The 19,826-nt window shown below is 39.8% G+C and carries 18 protein-coding genes; 3 read left to right on the top strand and 15 right to left on the bottom strand.

What is annotated here, in order from left to right; translation table 11 throughout:
- Window positions 1-20: 20 nt before the first annotated feature.
- The 7 genes from A3I9_RS0101200 to A3I9_RS0101170 form a co-directional block, all read right to left on the bottom strand.
- Window positions 21-401, bottom strand: coding sequence for a RidA family protein (locus A3I9_RS0101200; protein WP_026217278.1), 381 nt, complete (start codon window positions 399-401; stop codon window positions 21-23).
- Between the two features lie 69 nt (window positions 402-470).
- The gene (locus A3I9_RS0101195; RefSeq protein ID WP_018377259.1) at window positions 471-1,565 is read right to left on the bottom strand and encodes an iron-containing alcohol dehydrogenase family protein; all 1,095 of its coding nucleotides are present in this window, start codon (window positions 1,563-1,565) and stop codon (window positions 471-473) included.
- Between the two features lie 260 nt (window positions 1,566-1,825).
- Window positions 1,826-2,914, bottom strand: a complete 1,089-nt coding sequence (locus A3I9_RS0101190) for a helix-turn-helix transcriptional regulator (protein ID WP_018377258.1) — start codon at window positions 2,912-2,914, stop codon at window positions 1,826-1,828.
- A 124-nt stretch (window positions 2,915-3,038) separates the two neighbouring features.
- On the bottom strand, window positions 3,039-5,492 hold the full coding sequence (locus tag A3I9_RS12955; protein ID WP_018377257.1) for a DUF6287 domain-containing protein: 2,454 nt from the start codon (window positions 5,490-5,492) through the stop codon (window positions 3,039-3,041).
- A gap of 442 nt (window positions 5,493-5,934) precedes the next feature.
- Window positions 5,935-7,281 carry an asparagine--tRNA ligase gene (asnS, locus tag A3I9_RS0101180; RefSeq protein ID WP_018377256.1) on the bottom strand — a complete coding sequence of 449 codons (1,347 nt, stop codon included), beginning with the start codon at window positions 7,279-7,281 and terminating at the stop codon, window positions 5,935-5,937.
- 55 nt (window positions 7,282-7,336) lie between these two features.
- Window positions 7,337-8,518: a pyridoxal phosphate-dependent aminotransferase gene (locus A3I9_RS0101175; RefSeq protein ID WP_018377255.1), complete on the bottom strand. Its 1,182-nt coding sequence runs from the start codon at window positions 8,516-8,518 to the stop codon at window positions 7,337-7,339.
- A complete protein-coding gene (locus tag A3I9_RS0101170; protein ID WP_018377254.1) occupies window positions 8,515-8,946 on the bottom strand; it encodes a cell wall elongation regulator TseB-like domain-containing protein in 432 nt (143 codons plus the stop codon). Before A3I9_RS0101170 ends, A3I9_RS0101175 begins: the two co-directional genes overlap by 4 nt.
- A 200-nt stretch (window positions 8,947-9,146) precedes the next feature.
- Here A3I9_RS0101170 and A3I9_RS0101165 point away from each other — a divergent pair, with 200 nt between their 5' ends.
- From A3I9_RS0101165 to A3I9_RS0101155, 3 genes are all read left to right on the top strand, one after another.
- Window positions 9,147-9,590, top strand: coding sequence for a MarR family winged helix-turn-helix transcriptional regulator (locus A3I9_RS0101165; protein WP_018377253.1), 444 nt, complete (start codon window positions 9,147-9,149; stop codon window positions 9,588-9,590).
- Between the two features lie 88 nt (window positions 9,591-9,678).
- Window positions 9,679-10,278: an NADPH-dependent FMN reductase gene (locus A3I9_RS0101160; RefSeq protein WP_018377252.1), complete on the top strand. Its 600-nt coding sequence runs from the start codon at window positions 9,679-9,681 to the stop codon at window positions 10,276-10,278.
- 146 nt (window positions 10,279-10,424) lie between these two features.
- Entirely contained in the window at window positions 10,425-10,970 is a 546-nt protein-coding gene (locus A3I9_RS0101155) for an NADPH-dependent FMN reductase (RefSeq protein WP_018377251.1), read from the top strand.
- Between the two features lie 46 nt (window positions 10,971-11,016).
- Here the strand turns inward: A3I9_RS0101155 and A3I9_RS0101150 are convergent, their stop codons facing one another.
- The 8 genes from A3I9_RS0101150 to ptcA form a co-directional block, all read right to left on the bottom strand.
- Window positions 11,017-11,850: an energy-coupling factor transporter transmembrane component T family protein gene (locus tag A3I9_RS0101150; RefSeq protein WP_018377250.1), complete on the bottom strand. Its 834-nt coding sequence runs from the start codon at window positions 11,848-11,850 to the stop codon at window positions 11,017-11,019.
- Complete coding sequence (locus tag A3I9_RS0101145; protein WP_018377249.1) at window positions 11,843-13,519, bottom strand: ABC transporter ATP-binding protein; 1,677 nt, start codon at window positions 13,517-13,519, stop codon at window positions 11,843-11,845. The genes A3I9_RS0101150 and A3I9_RS0101145 overlap by 8 nt, the downstream gene beginning before the upstream one ends.
- A gap of 87 nt (window positions 13,520-13,606) precedes the next feature.
- Window positions 13,607-14,152 (bottom strand): ECF-type riboflavin transporter substrate-binding protein, encoded by a 546-nt coding sequence (locus A3I9_RS0101140; RefSeq protein ID WP_018377248.1) that lies wholly within the window; start codon window positions 14,150-14,152, stop codon window positions 13,607-13,609.
- 26 nt (window positions 14,153-14,178) lie between these two features.
- Window positions 14,179-15,027, bottom strand: a complete 849-nt coding sequence (locus A3I9_RS0101135) for an SAM hydrolase/SAM-dependent halogenase family protein (protein ID WP_018377247.1) — start codon at window positions 15,025-15,027, stop codon at window positions 14,179-14,181.
- A 134-nt stretch (window positions 15,028-15,161) separates the two neighbouring features.
- Window positions 15,162-16,109: a carbamate kinase gene (gene arcC, locus A3I9_RS0101130; RefSeq protein WP_018377246.1), complete on the bottom strand. Its 948-nt coding sequence runs from the start codon at window positions 16,107-16,109 to the stop codon at window positions 15,162-15,164.
- 71 nt (window positions 16,110-16,180) lie between these two features.
- The gene (gene aguA, locus A3I9_RS0101125) at window positions 16,181-17,293 is read right to left on the bottom strand and encodes an agmatine deiminase (protein ID WP_018377245.1); all 1,113 of its coding nucleotides are present in this window, start codon (window positions 17,291-17,293) and stop codon (window positions 16,181-16,183) included.
- A gap of 27 nt (window positions 17,294-17,320) precedes the next feature.
- Window positions 17,321-18,679, bottom strand: a complete 1,359-nt coding sequence (locus A3I9_RS0101120; RefSeq protein WP_018377244.1) for an APC family permease — start codon at window positions 18,677-18,679, stop codon at window positions 17,321-17,323.
- Window positions 18,680-18,744: 65 nt separating this feature from the next.
- Window positions 18,745-19,758 (bottom strand): putrescine carbamoyltransferase, encoded by a 1,014-nt coding sequence (gene ptcA / locus A3I9_RS0101115; RefSeq protein ID WP_018377243.1) that lies wholly within the window; start codon window positions 19,756-19,758, stop codon window positions 18,745-18,747.
- Between the last annotated feature and the right edge of the window lie 68 nt (window positions 19,759-19,826).

Below are 19,826 nucleotides of genomic sequence, written 5' to 3'. Positions count from 1 at the left end.
AATAGCTTACCTGTCCTTACTTATTCAACAACAGCAATCACTTCAATCTCAATGTTAACATCTCGTGGTAAGCGAGCCACTTCAATCGCAGAGCGAGCTGGAAATTCCTCTTTAAATGCCGTCGCATAAACCTCATTGAAGGCAGCAAAATCATTCATATCTTTCAAGAAACAGGTCGTTTTTACCACATGATCAAAATCCGTCCCGGCCTCCGTTAAAATAGCCTGGATGTTTTTCAAGACCTGCTCTGTCTGTTCCTGTATAGTCTTTCCAACAACTTCCCCAGTTTCAGGTGATAGCGGTATCTGTCCTGAAGCAAATAAGAGATTTCCTACAACTTTCCCCTGTACATATGGACCAATCGCAGCAGGCGCTTTATCCGTCTGAATCGTTTTCATCAATCTCCTCCTTTTCTTACTATTTATTATATCAAAAAATCCCCATAATGGAGATGGGGATTACTCACTTGTTTAGGTTAAACTTTGACCTAGACGATCAGCCACTCGAATGGCTTCTGCAAATCTGTCTGGATCAAATGGCGTATGCTTATACTCATTCGTAGTCAGAGCCACTTGGACTACCGTTTGGATATCCTTATCCGTCAAACCAATTTCTGCTAGAGTTGTCGGCAAACCTATGCTCTTGTTGAATCGTGCGACACGTTCCAATTCTTCCTGCTCATCAAAATAAGCATGGAGAACTAGAACACCAAATGACACAACGACACCATGCAAGTACTCTCCTTCACGCGCAACTGCTGTTGTCCCATTATAAAAGGCATGGGCATGACAGGAATTGTAATAAAAGTCTGGTTGGTTGACCAAATTTGAAGCGTAACCCGTTGATACAACAATATCAAGAGCAATCTCTTCAACTGCTCGGGAAGCGTGATGATTTCGAACGTCTGACAAGCCTTGGGCACCATATTCATAAAAGGCATCTTTGGATGAGAGGGCTACAGCTTGCCCCAAAACTGCTGTATGCGGGAGATGGTCGAGGCCATTCTTCTTAGCTTCTTTCACTGCCCGCTCTACTTCAGGTGCCTTAGATATACCATCCCCGATACCAGCCCAAAAATATTTTTCAGGCGCATGAGCAATCACACGCGTATTGATAAAGATATGGAGAGGCGCTACCGTCAAACTATATTTTAAAAAGGAGTGGTCGTCATTATAGACAACCGCAATCGCTGTCCCGGCGGAGCAATTCGAACAAATAGTTGGAAATGTAAAAATATCCTTTTCAAGTTCCGTTGCGACTACCTTGGCAGTATCAATGGCTTTCCCCCCGCCAAAACCGAAAATAGCATCTGCTTCTTGCACTTCTGGTGTGGCAACCAGTTTGTCAATATTGGATTGAGTAGAATCAATCCCATAAACAAAACTACCTGTTACTTGAATACCAGCTTGCTCCAATACGGCTTTTACTTCAGCCGCTGAACTTTCAAGAGCCCGTTTCCCACCAATTAAAACAACACGTTTTACATGATAAGAGGCCATTACATTTGGAATTTCTTGAAAACAGTCCTCGCCATAACTATAATTTGCCATTACATTTGTTGCCATCTGATATCCTCCTAAAATACATGATTGTCATTTTTGAGAAAAGAACCTCAAAAACTGTATAAATGATACTATAACAGAATTTTCTGAAAATTGCAACAACTAATTTTGGAAAATTGAGCACCCTGTAAAGTGCTCAATTTCTGACGATATATGGCATCTGGTCCTCGTCTGCTGCTCACTCGGCAGTGTCTTTTTCCTACTACATGATGGTTGAAACACACTATCGACCTCGGTCTGTTGTCGCCATTTTGTGAAGATATTCAACCCTTAGATTTTTTCTCATCATCCGAATAATAGGCTAGCATATTCTGCGCACTTTGAATCACATAATCTCGAACCGATTTTGGAGATAAGATTTTCAACTGATCAGACTGCATCAAGAGCCACATCTTCACGCCATAGCCATCATTTGTCGGGATATCAATGCGACTCACCATTTGCTGTAGTGTTTCATCAAAATGCTGAGAAATGATTTTTGCCCCTGGAAATCGGTCTAAGACGTAAACAGGGTCATAGTAAAATTCAATACTAAGAGTAATGGGCTTACCAAAATAGCCCCACATGCCAGAGTGATTTCGAAGCTCTCCCGCTTGGAAACGATTGTGAAGATCCAAGCTTCGACCTTTGTTATGTACCTGAATATTTTCCATATTATTGATACGAAACTTATTCAACTGACTCAAATCACGGTCATCTTGGCTGGTATGATGCTCAGACACCATATAGAAATACAGGTCCTGAAAGTATACTTGTTCTGGTATTTTTCGGAAATGGTGTTTGACAAAGTTTTTTGTATAATCAAAACTGATTTCCAATCGCTGTTCAATCGCATGATAGATGACCCCTAAAATCTTCATCATCTGCTTATTTGGGACGCCTTGATAAAGAAATACCTCATTGCGGATACTTTCCTCCAGATATGGACTAGCTTCCCCTAATTGCACAATCCGTTGAACCAGTGTCACCATTTCGTCCTTTGATAAGGCACGACTTTCAAGCAAAATTTTAATGATAATCGCACGTTCATCAATAGACAACAGCCTCCTCAAACTCGATAGTTTGGTAATATTTTCACAGACAAAATACTCCCCCAGCCCACTGGACTTATCTAATTGCACTTGATAGCGATTCCGCAACATATCCTCTGGTACTTTGCCTTCTGCTAGTACATCATATCGCTGCGTCATATACTCTTCCAATACCTGCTTAATTTGAGCAATATCATTTTGGATGGTACGAGGCGATACATGATACAGTGACTCCAAGTCTTTTTTATTTAACCTCTGACCATCTAATAACTGAAGCAACATTGCCATCTGCCTCTTACCACTATTATCTTTTTGAACCATAGAACCTCCGTTACTCTCTCACTATTATATCTCAACTATGTACGAACACAAATGAATGATTGGCATTTACTCCTTAAAACAGCCATATTGGATGAAAGCAGCTGCCTTCATTGCTTGATGAAGACTATTTTTGACGGTAATACATCTCATTTGCCGCCTCTTCAGGTGTCCTGAATGATTGTGTAATAAAAATTCTTTCTTTAGAAGTATCACTAATATCGACCTCTCCTGGAGTAGCAAAATTTGTCAAAGGCACACCCACTGGAAGAATGCTGATACTTGCTCCATACATCCCTGCAATGTAAATACCTGAACCTTCTCCATTTTCTGAAATGTTTCTCATTTCAATTCGGTTGGACTCTTTATTTGTCACATTGCCTTTGGCATCAATGACAAGGACATCCCCTTTCGCATTTTTCCATGTACCAGCAAGACTAGCATAATCGCCAGCTATCATAGCAGAAAAATCGAGGGTCGAACTTGTTTTGCCCTGATTATCTGAAGGAGTAGTTTTTAACTCTTGTTCATATAGTAGCTCATCTGTAAAGCGACCTTCCAAATTTAAAATTTCCAAACTGCCAAGTTCTAAATCAACTTTGTAACCAGCACTTCTTCTTGCAAATAATGTCCCCTTTCCTGTTAGATACTCCCATTTCAGTTCACCAAAATTTTCTCTGACTAGTTTTGTAGAAAGTTCACCACGAATGCCCGTATCAACAGTCACATCAAACGCTGCAATATCTAACTGGGCAATACCAGGTTGAAACTCTAAAGATAGACCTGTTGAAAGTTCTCCAGTTAATGCTAGTTCTAAACTAGTAGATAAAGTACTATCAAAACTTGCATATGGTTTCTTCTGTTTAAGTCCTATCTCCCCTTTTAATTCTGATTCAGTTGAAATAGAAATTTCAACTGTTCCATTTGGATTAATTACCGCAAATAATTCTGCATCAACTTTAATAGAATTATATAAACTAATCGGAATAGTTCCTAAACGTATTCTTTCCGCATGGTCAGAAATTTTATCAAATTCCTTTGATGAACTAATTTTTACAGTACTAGTAATACTTGGCGAAATAAAAATCTCTGTATCAGCTAATGCTGTTATATCATAGTCAATACCTGCTTTAATTGCTCCAGTTAGTGCTATACTAAATTCAAATGTTTTATATTGTATAGCATAAGTACAAGAAGCACCATATGACGCACTAATTGAACCTTCCATTTGTTGAACGGCATTTTCTTGCGAAATCACAGATACTCCTGGGGCTGGTATAAATTGGCTAGCACTAATATCTTGCTCTTTAACTATGTCCACATATCTTACTAACTGATCAAATGAAGTTTCTCTTGTTTGTATCTTTGTTTGGCCGTCACTAGTTGTGGTTGAAACAACTTCAAAAGCATAACCAGTTGGATATTGTTCAGATGGGGGTAGAATAACGTCATCTCCCGCTTGCAATTCCTGATTTGCAGGTATTACAACCTCTTTTTCTGACTCATTAACTTGATATGATAGTGTTTTATTTAATTCAACAGCTGACGGTTGGAGGGTGACATTCCCGTTTGGAGTCGTCGTTTGACGCCCCAACTGGAAGTTGCCTTCCTTAGTAATCACTTGAATATCATTATCACCTTTTGCAATAAATGAAACTGTAAAACGAGGTCCAGACAAAGTATATGTTTGATTTTTTTCTGTGTGGAAATAGAGGTAGGCATCATCAGGAACTTTGACAGTCTCTACTTTATTACCATTTTTCTCAAGAGTAAGTTCTGTATTTTTGAGAATAGTTCCTTGAGAATCAATAGCAGTTCCTGAGATTAATATCTCTTGTGACTGATTTGTTGTGAGTGTTGTTGCCTTAGTTACTGGCTTTGTAATAGGCTTTGTTGTTGGTTTCGGTTTTACTGTTGTGGCTTTAGTCGTCACTTTGGTCGTTGGCTTTGTCACGACTTTGGTTGTAGATTTGGTCGTCGCCTTTGTTACAGGTTTGATGGCTACTTTCGTAGTGGTGTTTGGTTTTTGAGTGGCTGGTTTGGTTGTCGCCTTTGTAGCTACCTTTGTGGTCGTTTTGGCAACCGGTGGGACAGTCTTGCTTGGCTCAGTCAAGCCATAGAAGGCAACGCCTTCTTGTCTCCAGCCACGTGTGGCAAGTACCTTGTATTCATAGGCATCTCGTGTATAGAGGTGCTTTTTCATTCCTTGGTGGTAGAGGCGATAAATCGGCAACTCTCCGTATGAGCGATAGGCAGGACCTTCTTGTCGCCAACCACGCTGACCAAGTACCTTGTATTCATTTGTGTCCTTGGTATAGAGGTGAACCTTGAGTCCTGGATGATACAGACGGTAGACGATTTCTCCCTTGTCGTCAGCGGTATTCCAAGCCAGTCCTTCCTGCGTCCAGCCACGTTGTCCGAGGACCTTGTACTCATTGGTATCCTTGGTAAAGAGATGGACTTTGAGCCCAGAGTGGTAGAGGCGGTAGAGGCCAGTGTCTGCCTTGGCTTGAACTCCTAGGAAGAGCGCAGCAGCCACTGTTAGTGCAGCGAAACTATTTCGAATCAATCTTTGTTTCATATCATACTCCTTTTTTAAAAACTTGATTTATGGCTATTCCAAGCCTTTCAAAACAATCCTTCCCTCAACGATAGGGAATATCCTCTTCAAACCTGTAACGTCTATTCTTTCTTTTTATGTGAACCAGTGCATTTAGCCATTTCCTCCTTCATCTGATAGCAGTCTATTCCCTGAAAGGATTTTAGAAACGAGTTTTACTTCCCAAACAAGCCTTCCAGAAACTAGTCAGCCTCACTATACCATATCGCCTAGCAAGCATATTGCCACTTGGATACTTTTTCAAAAAAAATGTAAAATTTTTTTGATTTTTTCTCTTTTTTGTCTGATTTTTTTATCTACTAAAAATAAGACGAACTAAAAATCCCCATGAAACTCATGGAGACTCATTTTATCGAGGCAAAAAATAAAACTGGAAATAGATTCCAGTTTTATAATTATTTCATTAAGGTTTGATACGGTGCAACATACGTGGGAATGGAATGGCTTCACGGATGTGTTTTGTACCAGAGACAAAGGTCACCATACGCTCGATACCGATACCAAATCCGCCGTGTGGGACAGAGCCATATTTGCGGAGGTCAAGGTAGAAATCATATTCCGACTTATCCATGCCAAGTTCGTCCATCTTGGCAACAAGAGCATCGTAATCATCTTCACGCATGGAACCACCAATGATTTCACCATATCCTTCTGGTGCAAGCAAGTCAGCACAAAGTACGCGCTTTGGGTTACCAGGTACTGGTTTCATGTAAAAGGCCTTGAAGCTGGCTGGATAGTTGACCACAAAGGTTGGTACACCAAAGTAGTTAGAAATCCATGTTTCATGTGGCGAACCAAAGTCATCTCCATGTTCTAAGTGCTCGTAATCCGTATCTGCATCATTTTCATGGGCTTGGAGCAGGTCAATGGCTTCATCGTACGGTACACGTTTGAAAGGCTGGTCAATGTAGCTCTTAAGCAGTTCTACATCACGCTCCAAGATTTCAAGTGCTTGTGGCGCACGATCAAGAACGCCTTGAATAAGGGCTTTGACATAGGCTTCTTGGAGGTCTAGAGACTGCTCATGTGATAGGAATGAATATTCCGCATCCATCATCCAAAATTCTGTCAAGTGACGACGTGTTTTAGATTTTTCAGCACGGAAAACAGGACCAAAGTCAAAGACACGACCAAGTGCCATCGCACCTGCTTCCAAGTAAAGCTGACCAGATTGGCTCAAATAAGCTGGTTGACCGAAATAATCTGTCTCAAACAATTCTGTTGAATCTTCTGCTGCATTGCCTGAAAGAATTGGGCTATCAAACTTGATAAAGCCATTTTTTTCAAAGAATTCGTAAGTTGCGTAAATGATGGCATTACGCACTTGTTGGATAGCTACTTGCTTGCGTGAACGCAACCAAAGATGACGGTTGTCCATCAAGAAGTCTGTGCCGTGTTCTTTTGGTGTAATCGGATAATCCTCAGATGCACCAATTACTTCAAGATTTGTCACATCAAGCTCGTAGCCAAATTTTGAACGTTCATCTTCTTTGACCACACCGGTCACATAGACAGAAGTCTCTTGGCTAAGACGCTTGATGACATCAAACTTAGCTGTTCCTTCTTCTTCACCAAATTTCTCAATAAAGTTTGGTTTAAAGGCCACTGCTTGGAAAAAGGCAGAGCCATCACGGAGTTGCAAGAAGGCAATTTTACCTTTACCAGACTTGTTGGCAACCCATGCGCCAATCGTTACTTCTTCACCAACATGCTTAGGGACATCAATAATACTGACTAATTCTTTTGACATAATTTCTCTTTTCTAATTTTTTATCGTTATTTTCTTTTATTTACCTTTTGGAAACTTACTTCTCCATAAAGGTTTTCAGGCGGCGAACCGCTTCTTTGAGGGTGTCTAAGTCACTGGCGTAGCTCAAGCGAACATTTTCTGGCGCTCCAAATCCTGCCCCTGTCACTAGAGCGACCTCTGCTTCTTCCAAAATTGCATTGGTAAAGTCTGTCACATCTGTATAACCTTTCATTTCCATAGCTTTTTTGACATTTGGAAAAAGGTAGAAGGCTCCCTGTGGTTTGATGACATCAAAGCCCGGCACTTCAGTCAGCAATGGGTAAATGGTATTGAGGCGTTCTTCAAAGGCAAGACGCATTTCTTCGATAGAAGATTGGTCTCCAGTCAGCGCTTCAATGGCTGCATACTGGGCAACTGCTGTCAGATTAGACGTTGTCTGGCTGATGATCTTTGCCATGCCTGAGATGATTTCTTCTTCCCCCACAGCAAAGCCAACCCGCCAACCTGTCATAGCATAGGTTTTTGACACACCATTGACCACAATGGTTTGCTTCCGAATGGCTTCTGACAAGCTAGAAATAGCCGTAAACGTATTTCCATTATATACCAAACGACCATAAATATCATCTGCTAAAATCAGAATATCATGCGCAACCGCCCATTCCCCAATCGCCTGTAATTCCTCTCGGGTATAAATCATCCCTGTTGGATTGGACGGAGAATTGAGCAAGAGAACCTTCGTTCGGTCCGTCCGAACTGCTTCGAGTTGTGCTACAGTTGCTTTGAATTGATGGCTTTCTAAAGTAGGTACCGTAACAGGAACCCCCTCCACCATCTTGACCTGATCCACATAAGATACCCAACAAGGTGTCGGAATGATCACCTCGTCTCCAGGATTAATGACTGTTGCAAAAAAAGCATAGAGAACAAACTTGGCCCCAGTTGCCACAACAACTTGGTTGCGGGCCACCGAATAGCCATAAAACTGTTCCATGTACTGGCTAATCGCATTCTTCAACTCAGGTAAACCTGAAGCAACCGTATAAAAACTTGCCTTTCCATTTTCAATCGAAGCAATGGCTGCTTCTTGGATATTCTTAGGGGTCACAAAGTCAGGCTCCCCCAAGGTCAATGATAGAATGTCACGTCCTTGTGCTTTTAAAGCCTTGGCTTTAGCATTGGCTGCCAAAGTAACACTTTCTTCCATTTCCAACACTCGATTTGATAATCTCGTCATAGCCCCTCCTTCTTCAATAATTCACCTGTTTTAAAATCAATTAGATAATAAGCGGTCCCTGACTTCACTTCCCAGATAGCATGCTGATCCATATAGCCCAATACCGTTCGTTCTATATCCTGCGCACCATTTTCCATCGCACGCGCTTGTGCATCTTCTTGAGAAATTCCTTCAGATGGGTGATACACAAAGATATTCGATGTTTTTTCTGGCACCAGAACATACAAGTCCTCACCAGCTTTATTTCGACCAGTCACTTGATAGTACGTTTCTTTTCCGTTGTAAATATTGACCTGTGATACTTCCTTCAAGTCTGTATACTTTTGCGCCACTTCTACTGCTTGTTTCTTCACTCTTACAAATGGTTGTTCAGCCATATCCAATAAATAGAGTGCTGAAAATGCAATAACAGAAAGCAATACAAACATGCCAATCAGATATTGTTTCCATGTACTAAATGAGCGCCTATTCCTAGATTGAGTCCTTCGTCTTGAGTTTGCCATAGTAGGTTTATTATACTACAACTTGAGATAGATTGCTAGGTTTCTATAAATTTGGCAAAATATTTCTATAGAATAAAATTAGGATATGGATTGAATTTTATCCAAAATCTTGCTAAAATATTTTTATGAAGAAGAATATTGAAGAAACTCTAAGAAACAATGAACAAGCCCTGAGAGATCTCGTTATTTTTCGGCGTGCTTCTAACACCATCAGCAGACAAGAAATTGAGACCATCAAAAAGCACCATTTAACCATTAGTCAGTTTGGTGTGATGGAAACCCTTTATAATAAGGGGAACCTTCGGATACAAGACCTCATTGACAAACTGCTAAGTACTTCAGGAAATATGACCGTTGTCATCCGCAATATGATTCGTGATGGCTATATTTTTAAGGTGCCTGATGAAAACGATAAACGTGCTTTTTTGATTGGTTTGACACCACTCGGACGCAAGACTATTGAAAAGATTTTACCAGAGCATTATGAGAATATCGGTCACATTTTTTCAATCTTGACGCCTGATGAACAAGCAGATTTGGCAAGGATTCTAAAAAAATTCAAACGGTGAGCAAAATGTTTTACAAAATGTGTTTGTTGTAATATAATCACTACATAGTGATAAATAAATTACTAATCACATAAAAAAGGAGCCCAAGATGGCAATCTTAGACACTTTTAAAAAATTCTTTCAAAAAGAAGAGGTAAAAGAAATGAAAAACATTTTATTCGTAGTTGGTTCACTCCGTGAAGGTTCATTCAATGCACAAATGGCACAAAACGCTGAAAAAGCACTTGAAGGAAAAGCAACTGTTTCTTACTTGAACTGGAAAGATGTTCCTGTCTTCTCACAAGACCTTGAAGCTGAAACACCAGCTGCTGTGCAATCTGCGCGTGATGCTGTGCTTGCTGCAGACGCTGTATGGTTCTTCTCACCAGTTTATAACGCAAATATTCCAGGTTCATTGAAAAACTTAATTGATTGGTTAAGTCGCGCTCTAGATCTTTCAGACACATCAGGTGTTTCTGCAATCAACGAAAAAGTCACAACTGTTACCATCACTTCTGCTGCACATCACGAAAAAGCTGCCGATCAATACCGTGCATTGCTCCCATTCATCCGCACAAACTTCGTAGATGAATTGACTCTTGCAAGCATCAATGGTTCAGCTTGGGCTGATGGCAAATTTGTTGCGGAAGAAGCTACACTTGCTCAATTGCATAAACAAGTGGAAGCAGTCCTTGCAGCTATCAACTAATCACTTTCAAAACAAAAGCTAGAAGATGACTTCTAGTTTTTTTATTTTGAAAACATCAAAATTGACTTTGACGCTACGTAGTGATAATATAGCTATAGGTAGGATTCTTCAGTCCCACTAGATTTTTCAATAGAAAAGGATATAACATGACAAAAGTAGTATTTTTAGTTGGTTCATTACGCCAAGGTTCATTCAATCACCAATTAGCTCAACAAGCTGAAAAAGCATTGGCAGGTAAAGCAGAGGTTTCTTACCTTGATATCACAAAAGTTCCATTGTTTAACCAAGAGCTTGAAACACCTGTATTACCTGAAATTGCTGCCCTTCGTGAAGAAGTGGTTGCTGCTGACGCTATCTGGATTTTCTCTCCAGTTTATAACTTTGCCATTCCAGGTGTTTTGAAAAATACACTTGATTGGTTGAGTCGTGCACTTGACTTGACAGATCCTTCAGGACCTTCTGCTCTTCAAGATAAAGTTGTCACAGTCGCTTCTGTTGCCAACGGTGGACATGACCAACTCTTTGCTGAGTTCAATGCACTTCTTCCATTCATTCGTACACAAGTTGCAGGTGAATTTACTGGTGTGCCAGTAAACCCAGAAGCTTGGGGAACAGGTGAATTGGTTGTTGCAGAAGATAAATTAACTGCACTTGCTGCACAAGCAGACGCTTTGGTGGCTGCTACAAAATAAGCAACAAAAAATCTGAGAAATCTCTCAGATTTTTTGTTTTATCTTCTTATTTCCACGGATTGTAAAATCGGCCTTGGTTGAGCCAGAAAAGAAGGAAGGTCAAAAAGACAATGGCAAGAGCCAAGGCAATCACCAGCCAGTCCCTGCTATCCAAAGGGCGTGACATATACCAGGTTCGCTTTTTATTTTTACCGAAACGTCGAAGTTCCATGGCTGTCGAAATGGTATCAATCCGCTCCAATGAGCCAAATATCAGAGGAATGACAAGGGCGAGGTTGCCTTTGATTCGATCCATCAATTTTCCCTTTGAAGATAACTCTATTCCTCTTGCTTCCTGCGACATTCGAATGGTATAAAATTCCTCTTGAATATCAGGGATATAGCGCATGGTCAAACTAACTGCATAGGCAATGCGATAGGGTACACCGATTTGATTTAAACTTGAGGCAAATTGACTAGGGTGAGTCGTCATCAGGAAGATGACTGCCAGAGGAACCGTACAGAAGTATTTCAAGAGCAAATTGCACAAATAGAACAACTCTTGTGCTGTAAGTGAATAATGGCCTAAACCACCCAAGATCATGGTTTCCTGTCCGTATAATTCGACACCATATTTTGGAGAAAATAGGTAAACCATCAGAGCATTCAAACTTGCAAAGATAATGGTAAAAATTAATACAAAGGAAATATCTTTCAAGCGAATCTGAGATAGGTGAAAAAGAAAGAGCGAAAAAATTGCTATGCCAAGAATCAATCGTGTATCATAGGTCATCATGGCAGCAATGGACACCAAAAGGAAAAAGAGGAGCTTACTAACGGCAGACACTTCATACATGAAGCCTGTGCCAGCATGATAGCCTATGATTTTTTGTTCATTCATTCGCTTTCTCCTTTTCCATATAAAACTGTGTAAGAGCCAACGGGTCTACACCAATCTTTTGCGCCAACTTAAAGATGCTCGTTTCTTTAAGATTGGCTTGCTTGAGCAAGGCTTGATTGGTTAAAATCTCTGCTGGACTGGCATCTGCAATCACCTGCCCATCTACCAATACAATCGCTCGTTCTGAATAGTCCAACATGAGCTGCATATCGTGAGTAATCATGACAATTGTTTGTCCCTGTTGATTGAGCTCATCTATAAAATTCATCATTTCTGTATAGTGTTTATAGTCTTGGCCTGCTGTTGGCTCATCTAGCAAGATTATCTCTGGATTCAACACGAGAATTGACGCAATGGTAACCCGCTTCTTCTGTCCATAAGAAAGGGCTGAAATGGGCCAATTCCGAAAAGCAGACAAACCACAGACTTCTAGGACTTCGTTGACCCGTTCTTCAATGATATGTTGAGAAAACCCTCGAACCTTCAGTCCGAGTGCCACTTCATCAAAAATCATAGTCTGACTAATCATCTGATTTGGATTTTGCAAGACGTATCCGATTCGTTCTGAGCGTTCTTTAATTGAATCTCCTAGAATGGACTGTCCCTGCCAAAGAAGATCACCTTCTACTTTCAAAAATCCACATAATGCCTTGGCTAAGGTTGATTTTCCAGCACCATTTTTCCCGACAATGGCGATTCGTTCCCCCTTTCCAATCGTGAGATGAAGATCTTTCAAAACAGATTTTAGGGGATAAGAAAACTGCAGATGACGTATTTCTAAAAGAGGAGAGGCAGTTTCAGCAACATGAAAAGGCACTCGAGTCTCCGATAACGATATATCTGGCAAGTCCAAGGTGTCCAATGTTTCCAAATGAGGAAGTCTTTTAAAATCCACCCCCAACTGCCGTAAGGTAGTCAGATAAAGTGGTTCACGAATCCCATTTTCTCGTAACAAGGAGGTGCGTAACAAATCATCAGGGGTGCCATTGTACAAAATCGTTCCGTCATTGACAAGAACAACACGGTCCACTGAGCGATAGAGCACATCTTCCAAACGATGCTCGATGATCAGAGTGGTCGCTCCCTCTTCCTGATGCAAACGGTCAATCAAATCAATAGTGTCCTGTCCAGATTTTGGATCAAGATTGGCCAATGGCTCATCAAAAAGCAAAATCGGACTTTCATCAATCAAGACACCTGCTAAGCTGACACGTTGCTTCTGTCCACCTGATAAATCTTGTGGGCGGTGAGCTAATAGGCCCCGCAAGTCTAAACGTTCTGCCCAGTCTCCAACACGCCTCTTCATTTCCGAGCTTGAGACCATGTCATTTTCCAGTGCAAAAGCTAAATCTTCTGCAACAGACAGACCAATGAATTGTCCGTCCGTATCCTGCAAAACTGTACTAACCAAGAGCGATTTTTCATAAATACACTTTTGGAAGGCGTCCTTACCAGCAATCAATAGCTGACCGCTGCTTTCACCTGTGAAAATGTTTGGAATAATGCCATTGAGACACTGGCCCAGGGTCGATTTTCCAGAGCCCGATGGTCCAACAATCAAGACCTTTTCCCCCTTGTAGATTGTCAGATTGATATTGGTCAAAGTTGGCTCTTGTTGCGCCTGGTATTTAAAACTAAAATCGACAAATTCGATCATTTTTTCTTTCATAAGTCCTATTATATCCTATTTCTACTCTCTTGGAAATATGAAAATAAGCAAAGAAGACTATGAATTTGCTTCATAGCCTCCTCACTTTTATTCCTTAGTCAAGCTATTTTGTTTTACTTGCGATTTTGCATAGGCAATGAGTAAAAGAGTGCCTCCGATACCAACTGTAATCGCATTGGCAATCCCTGCTACTAAACCTTGTGCAAAAAGTAAATCAACTGGTTGCTGATAAATCAAGATATCCAAAACTGGCGCCACAACACCCCAGCAAAGAACGTTTGCAACCACTTGAATCACATTAAAGAAGATGATATCTTTTCCTGTAAATTGCCCTTCTTGGATGCGGAAGCGATTTTTAAAGAAACCGACAATGAGACCGAAGACACCTGATGCGATAATCCATGACCACCATGGTCCATAGGTCACAGCATCTTTTACTGCATGACCGATGAAACCGACAAAGAAGCCAGCAATCGGGCCAAAAATAATGGACAAGAGAGCTTGAACAGCATATTGAAGCTGAATAGATGTATTGGGAACTGGGGTCGGAATATTGATTAACAAACCAATCACCACAAAGAGGGCAGCACCCACGCCGATAGCAACAACCGTTTTAATAGAATTATTTTTCATGATAGTATCCTTTTCTTTGCGACATCCTAGTTCGCAATTTTCTTAATCTCTATGTGCCAATTTTGTCCGACACCAACATTGTAAGCCTTAGCAAAAGAACCTTGGTTGATGGCCACTCCGACCCGATAGAGGGAGTTAATGTAAATGAGTGGCTGACCAATACGGACATCCGCAAAGGATTTGCCATAAGTCACCTGATTTTGGTAGACCAGCATATCATTGTTGTAGATAGTCACTTCAAAGCGATCTCCAAATTGTGGCTCTAAACTGTAGAACTCTTCTCGCGTGATAGACGTCCAGAGTGAACCAAAGCGAACATCCAAGATATCGATAGCCCCTTTAACAAAATCCTCACCAAGTTCTGTTGCCACCGTTGGAATCTCAACGATATCCTCTACTTGCAAAAGTGGTCCAACTTCTTCAAAGCTAATATGACCTGAAGCCAGTTTCGCTCCTGTATAAGCATAGACATCGCGACCATGGAAGGTATAAGACAACTCTGTATTGGCACGACGATTGGCCACTTCTGAGATTTCACGAACAGCCTTGATACCAACATATTGCTTGATGAAAGACAAGGTCCCATTATCTGGCGTAACAATGTATTGATTTTTCTCAGTTAAAGCAACTACACTCTTGCGCTTCGAACCGACCCCAGGATCCACGACCGATACAAAAGTAGTACCTTCTGGCCAATACTCCACCGTTTGAAACAGGCGATAGGAGCCTTCAAAAATATTATAGGGGGTAATATCATGCGTTAAGTTATGGACAATCAAATCACGAGATTCTTGCAAGGCAACCCCAATCATCGCTGATACAGCCCCATCAACCAGACCAAAATCTGATTGTAAGACTAACAAATTATTTGACATAAATTCTCCTTTATATTCTCTCATCATACCAAAATTCGTGACGAAGCACAATTAGATATTTTTTATCAACGATGATAGGTTTTATCTATTGAAAAACCGCTCAGCTTGCTACTGGGCGGTTTTCTATAGCACTACTATCCATAAACAACTTGTGTTCCACCACTACCTTGTAGAATTTCAGAAATATTCTCCAAAGACGTAATAATAGCTTTTCCTTCTGGATAACCTTCTACAAAAGCGATGGCTGCTTCTACTTTAGGTAACATAGAACCAGGAGCAAATTGTTCTTGGCTGATATATTCTCTCAATTGTGAAATTGTTACAGTCTCCAATTTTTCTTGGTTTGGTTGATTGAAATTAACAAAAACGTTATCTACACCTGTCAAAACAATAAACAAATCCGCTCCAATCAAAGCTGACAATGTTTGACTGGCAAAGTCCTTATCTATCACTGCTTCAACACCAATTAGATTCCCTATTTCGTCTTCGAAAACTGGAACACCTCCTCCCCCAGCACAAATAGTCACAACTCCTGTACTAATTAGAGATTTTATAACATCAATTTCCTTAATGTTGATTGGTTTAGGGGAGGCCACTACTTTTCTCCAACCACGGCCTGCATCCTCTTTAAAAATTGTTCCTGTATGTCCTGCCTGAAATTCTGCCTCATCTTTCGTTAAGAAGGGTCCTATAGGTTTAGTCGGATTTGCAAAAGCAGGATCATTTTTTGAGACAAGTACCTGCGTTACTAATGAAACAACATCCTTTTGGATTCCTCTTCCTTTTAATTCATTAACCAAAGCATTTTGCAACCAAAATCCTATAGAGCCTTCTGTCATAGCTACGCATGTATCCAATGGCATAGCAGGATTCTTCTCAGAATCTGCCGCACTCTGCTGCAATAGAAGATTCCCTACTTGTGGCCCATTCCCATGTGTAATAACTAATTCATCTCCATTTTCGATAAATTGAACAAGATATTTTGCTGTTTGGACAAGAGCTTCTTTTTGAGCGTCAGCGGAAGCATCAAATGATAAAATGGCGTTTCCGCCTAAAGCTACTACAATTTTTCGTTTTGCCATATTAATCACTTTCTTATTTCTTATAAAATCTAAAAGTGAAGTATGTCCACCAAAAGGTAGACATACTTCGTTTATTGTACTGCAGGTTGTTGCTGTGTAATACAATGGATGTTTCCACCACCATAAGCAACCTCTGTTGTTTGTACGCCAACTACCTTACGATCTGGGAACATAGCCTGCACTTGTTCAACAGCAAGAGCATCATTTTCATCACCATATTGTGGTAAAATAATTCCATTATTGACAATTAAAAAATTAAGATAAGAAGCGATTGCTACTTCTCCCTCTTCTCGAGGGATTGCCCCCTCAGAATAGTCAATACTGTCTGCATCCTTTAGGTAACAAGGCTCTTTTGTTACACACATTTTATGAACTTTTAATGTACGACCTTGAGCATCTGTTTGCTCTACTAAGAAATCATAAGCAGCTTTCGCTTCTTTATAAAATGGGTGATTAGTATCTTCGGTATAAATACAGGCAACTTCTCCAGGTGCTACAAAACACGCTACATCATCAATGTGCCCATTTGTTTCATATGGATCAATACCATCCTTAACCCAGATTACTTTTTCACAGTTTAGATAATTTTTTAACATTTGCTCAATTTCATCTTTGGTAAGATGTGGGTTACGACTCGGATGAAGAAGACACATCTCAGTAACTAAAGCAGTTCCCTGACCATCAACATGAATAGAACCACCTTCTAAAACAAATCCTTCTGTCTTATATGAATCCGTATCTGTCAATTCACAAACTTTTCTTGCTACTAATGCATCTTGATCCCACGGGAAATACAATCCGTCTACTAATCCACCCCAAGCATTAAACTCCCAGTCAACCGCACGCCGCTCACCTTTATCATTTATAAGGAAAGTCGGCCCACAATCACGAATCCAAGAATCATCATTTGTCATTTCGATAACACGAATATTATCACGACCAAGCTCAGATACACGTGCAAGTGCATTTTCATATTGAACGGGAGGGACACAAAGAGTAACAGGTTCGAATTCACTAATCGCATTAGCAACCTCTAAAAATGCTTTTTGAGCTGGTTTTGCTCCTAAACGCCAGTTATCATTACGCCAAGGCCATAACATCCAAATTTGTTCTTGTTTCTCGAATTCACCAGGCATTCTAAAGCCATCCTGTTTTGGGGTAGTCCCAACAATACGTTTTGCCATAATAGCCTCCTTAAAAATTTAGTAAACTTATTTTTGTATTTTCTTTATTAGAATAATAACTTCTCCAATGAGAATAAAGACAATAGAGCCTATAGTAATAGGTAATTGGGCATTCAGTGTTTCTGTATCAAAAGATAATGGTAAAGCCGTAAAAATTAACGAGATCAATATAAGAATCATTGGCACAACTACCAACAATTTTAATAAATTATCGCTACCGCTTACCATGAACGGACGAGGTGTGTCGGGATCTGTTTTTCTTAGGCGATAAAAAGCTGGAAATACAGGAACATAGGCTAGTAAAAACATTACTAAATTTAAAGAGAAGAACGCCCAAAACAAATCCTGGTTCGGTAAAAGTGGAGCGATAATCACTACAAAACTAGCTACCAATCCGTTTGCAATTGCTGCACCAATTGGCATTTCATTTTTATGACTACGTTTTGCAAAAAATGATGGCATATCACCGTTTTCAGCTGCATAACAAGCGGTATTATTCACTCCCAATGACCAGGAAATCATATTCCCAAACAAAGTAAGCAAGAATAGAAAGGCCATAGAGATGATAAACCATCCACCAGTTGAACCAGTCAACAATTTAAAACTATCCATCATCCCACTACTTGTTGAAATTTCTTTTACTGGAATAGCTACACCAATACCAAAAGCGGAGAATATATAGATTGCTGCTATAACCAACCCCGCTACAATTATAGATTGTGGTATTTGCTTCTTAGGATTTTCCATATCATCAGCAAAAGTGCAAATAACTTCAAAACCAAGAAGATTAAAAATGATGACAGAGATAAATGACAGGCTATTTAGGTCAAAAGATGGTAATAATGAGGACAATGTCATTTCATTCGCCATTCCTTTAGTTATTGCAGTATATAACCCTAGACCACCTACTAGCAATGCTAGAATCATTTTGATGACTGCTGCACCGTTTAAAATCCAAATACTATCACTTACTGGATAAAAACTAATCCAAACGATAACCCATATAAAAGCTAATTCAATCAAAATTGACCAAAACGTCGAAAATTGTACACCAGTTATTGTCGTTAATAACTCAGGGGTCATAACTGCTAAAGAAGCTAACCAAAGTGGAAAGTTAATCCAGTAATACCAAGAAACACGAGAACCCCATTTGTGTCCAAATGCTTTTGTCACCCAATCATAAATCCCACCATCACCAATATATGTAGTCCCTAATTCAGATGAAATAAGGCCATACGGTAACAAAAAGGCTATTAATAGAAAAATCCACCAAAAAAACTGAGAATTACCTATAGCGGCTACTGGTGCTGCTGCTTCCGCCACAAAAACAACACAAATCACAGAAAGAACAGCACTAAATAAGCTAAATTTTTTCTTTTCTCCCATTTTTCTTTTCCTTTCAGAAATTAGAGAGGGAAGGAAAGTCAATATAGACTTCCACCCTCGTTATTTCATTTTAAAAATTTTTCTAACTCTACTCTTGCTTCTTCCTGCTTTTCTAAATCGTACGGATTCTTTTTAGCATAATCCCTCATCAAGTAAACAAGGATACCACGCATAGAAGTCAGACGATTTTCTGCTTCATCAAAACAAATAGAATTTGGTCCATCCATGACCTCATCTGCTACTTCTTCCCCACGAGTTGCAGGTAAACAATGCATAAATTTACAATTTGCACCTGCTTTGCTCATCATTGTATTATCCACATGATATTTTGGATAGAAAACTTTCATACGCTCTTCTTCTGATAACTCTGCTTCATATAAGCCATACCATACATCTGTATAAAGGAAATCTGCTCCAACAATACTTTCAATATCATCAGTTACGGTGTATTTACCACCAGAAACTTTACAAATTTCATCATATTTTGCTTTATGCATATCGTTCAATTGAAAACCTTCTGGTCCAAAATGAACAAATTCCATTCCCATTTTTAAAGTAATCAAACCAAGTGAGAAACAAACTTGAGTAGCATCTCCAACAAAAACAACCTTACAATCTTCTAATTTCTTTCCTTCTGGCAAATGTTCCATCATTGTGACTAAATCACCAAGCTCTTGTGTTGGATGATTATAATCAGACATTCCGTTGATCACTGGTACTTTAGAGTATTTTGCTAAATCAACAACACTCTTATGCCGCTCAACGCGTGACATAATAATATCTGTTAAACGGGAAACAACAGTTGCTGTATCTTCTAATGTTTCGTGTCCACCAAGTTGAATTTGTCCAGGTGCCAAATATTGAGCATGACCACCAAGTTGTGTCATTGCTGTTTCAAATGAAATTCTCGTACGAGTCGATGACTGTTGGAAAATCATTCCAAGTGTCTTATTTTTTAGTAATGGAGGATAGTATCCATTTTTAATACAATTTTTAATTTTAAGAGAAAGATTCGCAATTTCTAAAAGTTGCTCTTTCGTAAACTCCTCAGTAGTGATATAATCTAATTTGTTGCTCATAATGAGACCTCCTTAAGTTTTTTGTTTTTACACTCCCATCATATTGCAAATCAATTAAGTTTACGATA

The sequence above is a fragment of the Streptococcus ovis DSM 16829 genome (assembly GCF_000380125.1).
In the GTDB taxonomy this organism is placed as follows: Bacteria; Bacillota; Bacilli; order Lactobacillales; family Streptococcaceae; genus Streptococcus; species Streptococcus ovis.
The sequence above is the reverse complement of the archived record's forward strand: the minus strand, read 5'-3'. Positions and strand labels throughout refer to the sequence as shown.

Excerpts from the sequence above, each read along its gene's own strand:
- A3I9_RS0101195 (WP_018377259.1), bottom strand. The coding sequence starts at position 1,565 with ATGGCAACAAATGTAATGGCAAATTATAGTTATGGCGAGGACTGTTTT.
- A3I9_RS0101190 (WP_018377258.1), bottom strand. The coding sequence starts at position 2,914 with ATGGTTCAAAAAGATAATAGTGGTAAGAGGCAGATGGCAATGTTGCTT.
- A3I9_RS12955 (WP_018377257.1), bottom strand. The coding sequence starts at position 5,492 with ATGAAACAAAGATTGATTCGAAATAGTTTCGCTGCACTAACAGTGGCT.
- asnS (WP_018377256.1), bottom strand. The coding sequence starts at position 7,281 with ATGTCAAAAGAATTAGTCAGTATTATTGATGTCCCTAAGCATGTTGGT.
- A3I9_RS0101175 (WP_018377255.1), bottom strand. The coding sequence starts at position 8,518 with ATGACGAGATTATCAAATCGAGTGTTGGAAATGGAAGAAAGTGTTACT.
- A3I9_RS0101170 (WP_018377254.1), bottom strand. The coding sequence starts at position 8,946 with ATGTTTGTATTGCTTTCTGTTATTGCATTTTCAGCACTCTATTTATTG.
- A3I9_RS0101165 (WP_018377253.1), top strand. The coding sequence starts at position 9,147 with ATGAAGAAGAATATTGAAGAAACTCTAAGAAACAATGAACAAGCCCTG.
- A3I9_RS0101160 (WP_018377252.1), top strand. The coding sequence starts at position 9,679 with ATGGCAATCTTAGACACTTTTAAAAAATTCTTTCAAAAAGAAGAGGTA.
- A3I9_RS0101155 (WP_018377251.1), top strand. The coding sequence starts at position 10,425 with ATGACAAAAGTAGTATTTTTAGTTGGTTCATTACGCCAAGGTTCATTC.
- A3I9_RS0101150 (WP_018377250.1), bottom strand. The coding sequence starts at position 11,850 with ATGAATGAACAAAAAATCATAGGCTATCATGCTGGCACAGGCTTCATG.
- A3I9_RS0101145 (WP_018377249.1), bottom strand. The coding sequence starts at position 13,519 with ATGAAAGAAAAAATGATCGAATTTGTCGATTTTAGTTTTAAATACCAG.
- A3I9_RS0101140 (WP_018377248.1), bottom strand. The coding sequence starts at position 14,152 with ATGAAAAATAATTCTATTAAAACGGTTGTTGCTATCGGCGTGGGTGCT.
- A3I9_RS0101135 (WP_018377247.1), bottom strand. The coding sequence starts at position 15,027 with ATGTCAAATAATTTGTTAGTCTTACAATCAGATTTTGGTCTGGTTGAT.
- arcC (WP_018377246.1), bottom strand. The coding sequence starts at position 16,109 with ATGGCAAAACGAAAAATTGTAGTAGCTTTAGGCGGAAACGCCATTTTA.
- aguA (WP_018377245.1), bottom strand. The coding sequence starts at position 17,293 with ATGGCAAAACGTATTGTTGGGACTACCCCAAAACAGGATGGCTTTAGA.
- A3I9_RS0101120 (WP_018377244.1), bottom strand. The coding sequence starts at position 18,679 with ATGGGAGAAAAGAAAAAATTTAGCTTATTTAGTGCTGTTCTTTCTGTG.
- ptcA (WP_018377243.1), bottom strand. The coding sequence starts at position 19,758 with ATGAGCAACAAATTAGATTATATCACTACTGAGGAGTTTACGAAAGAG.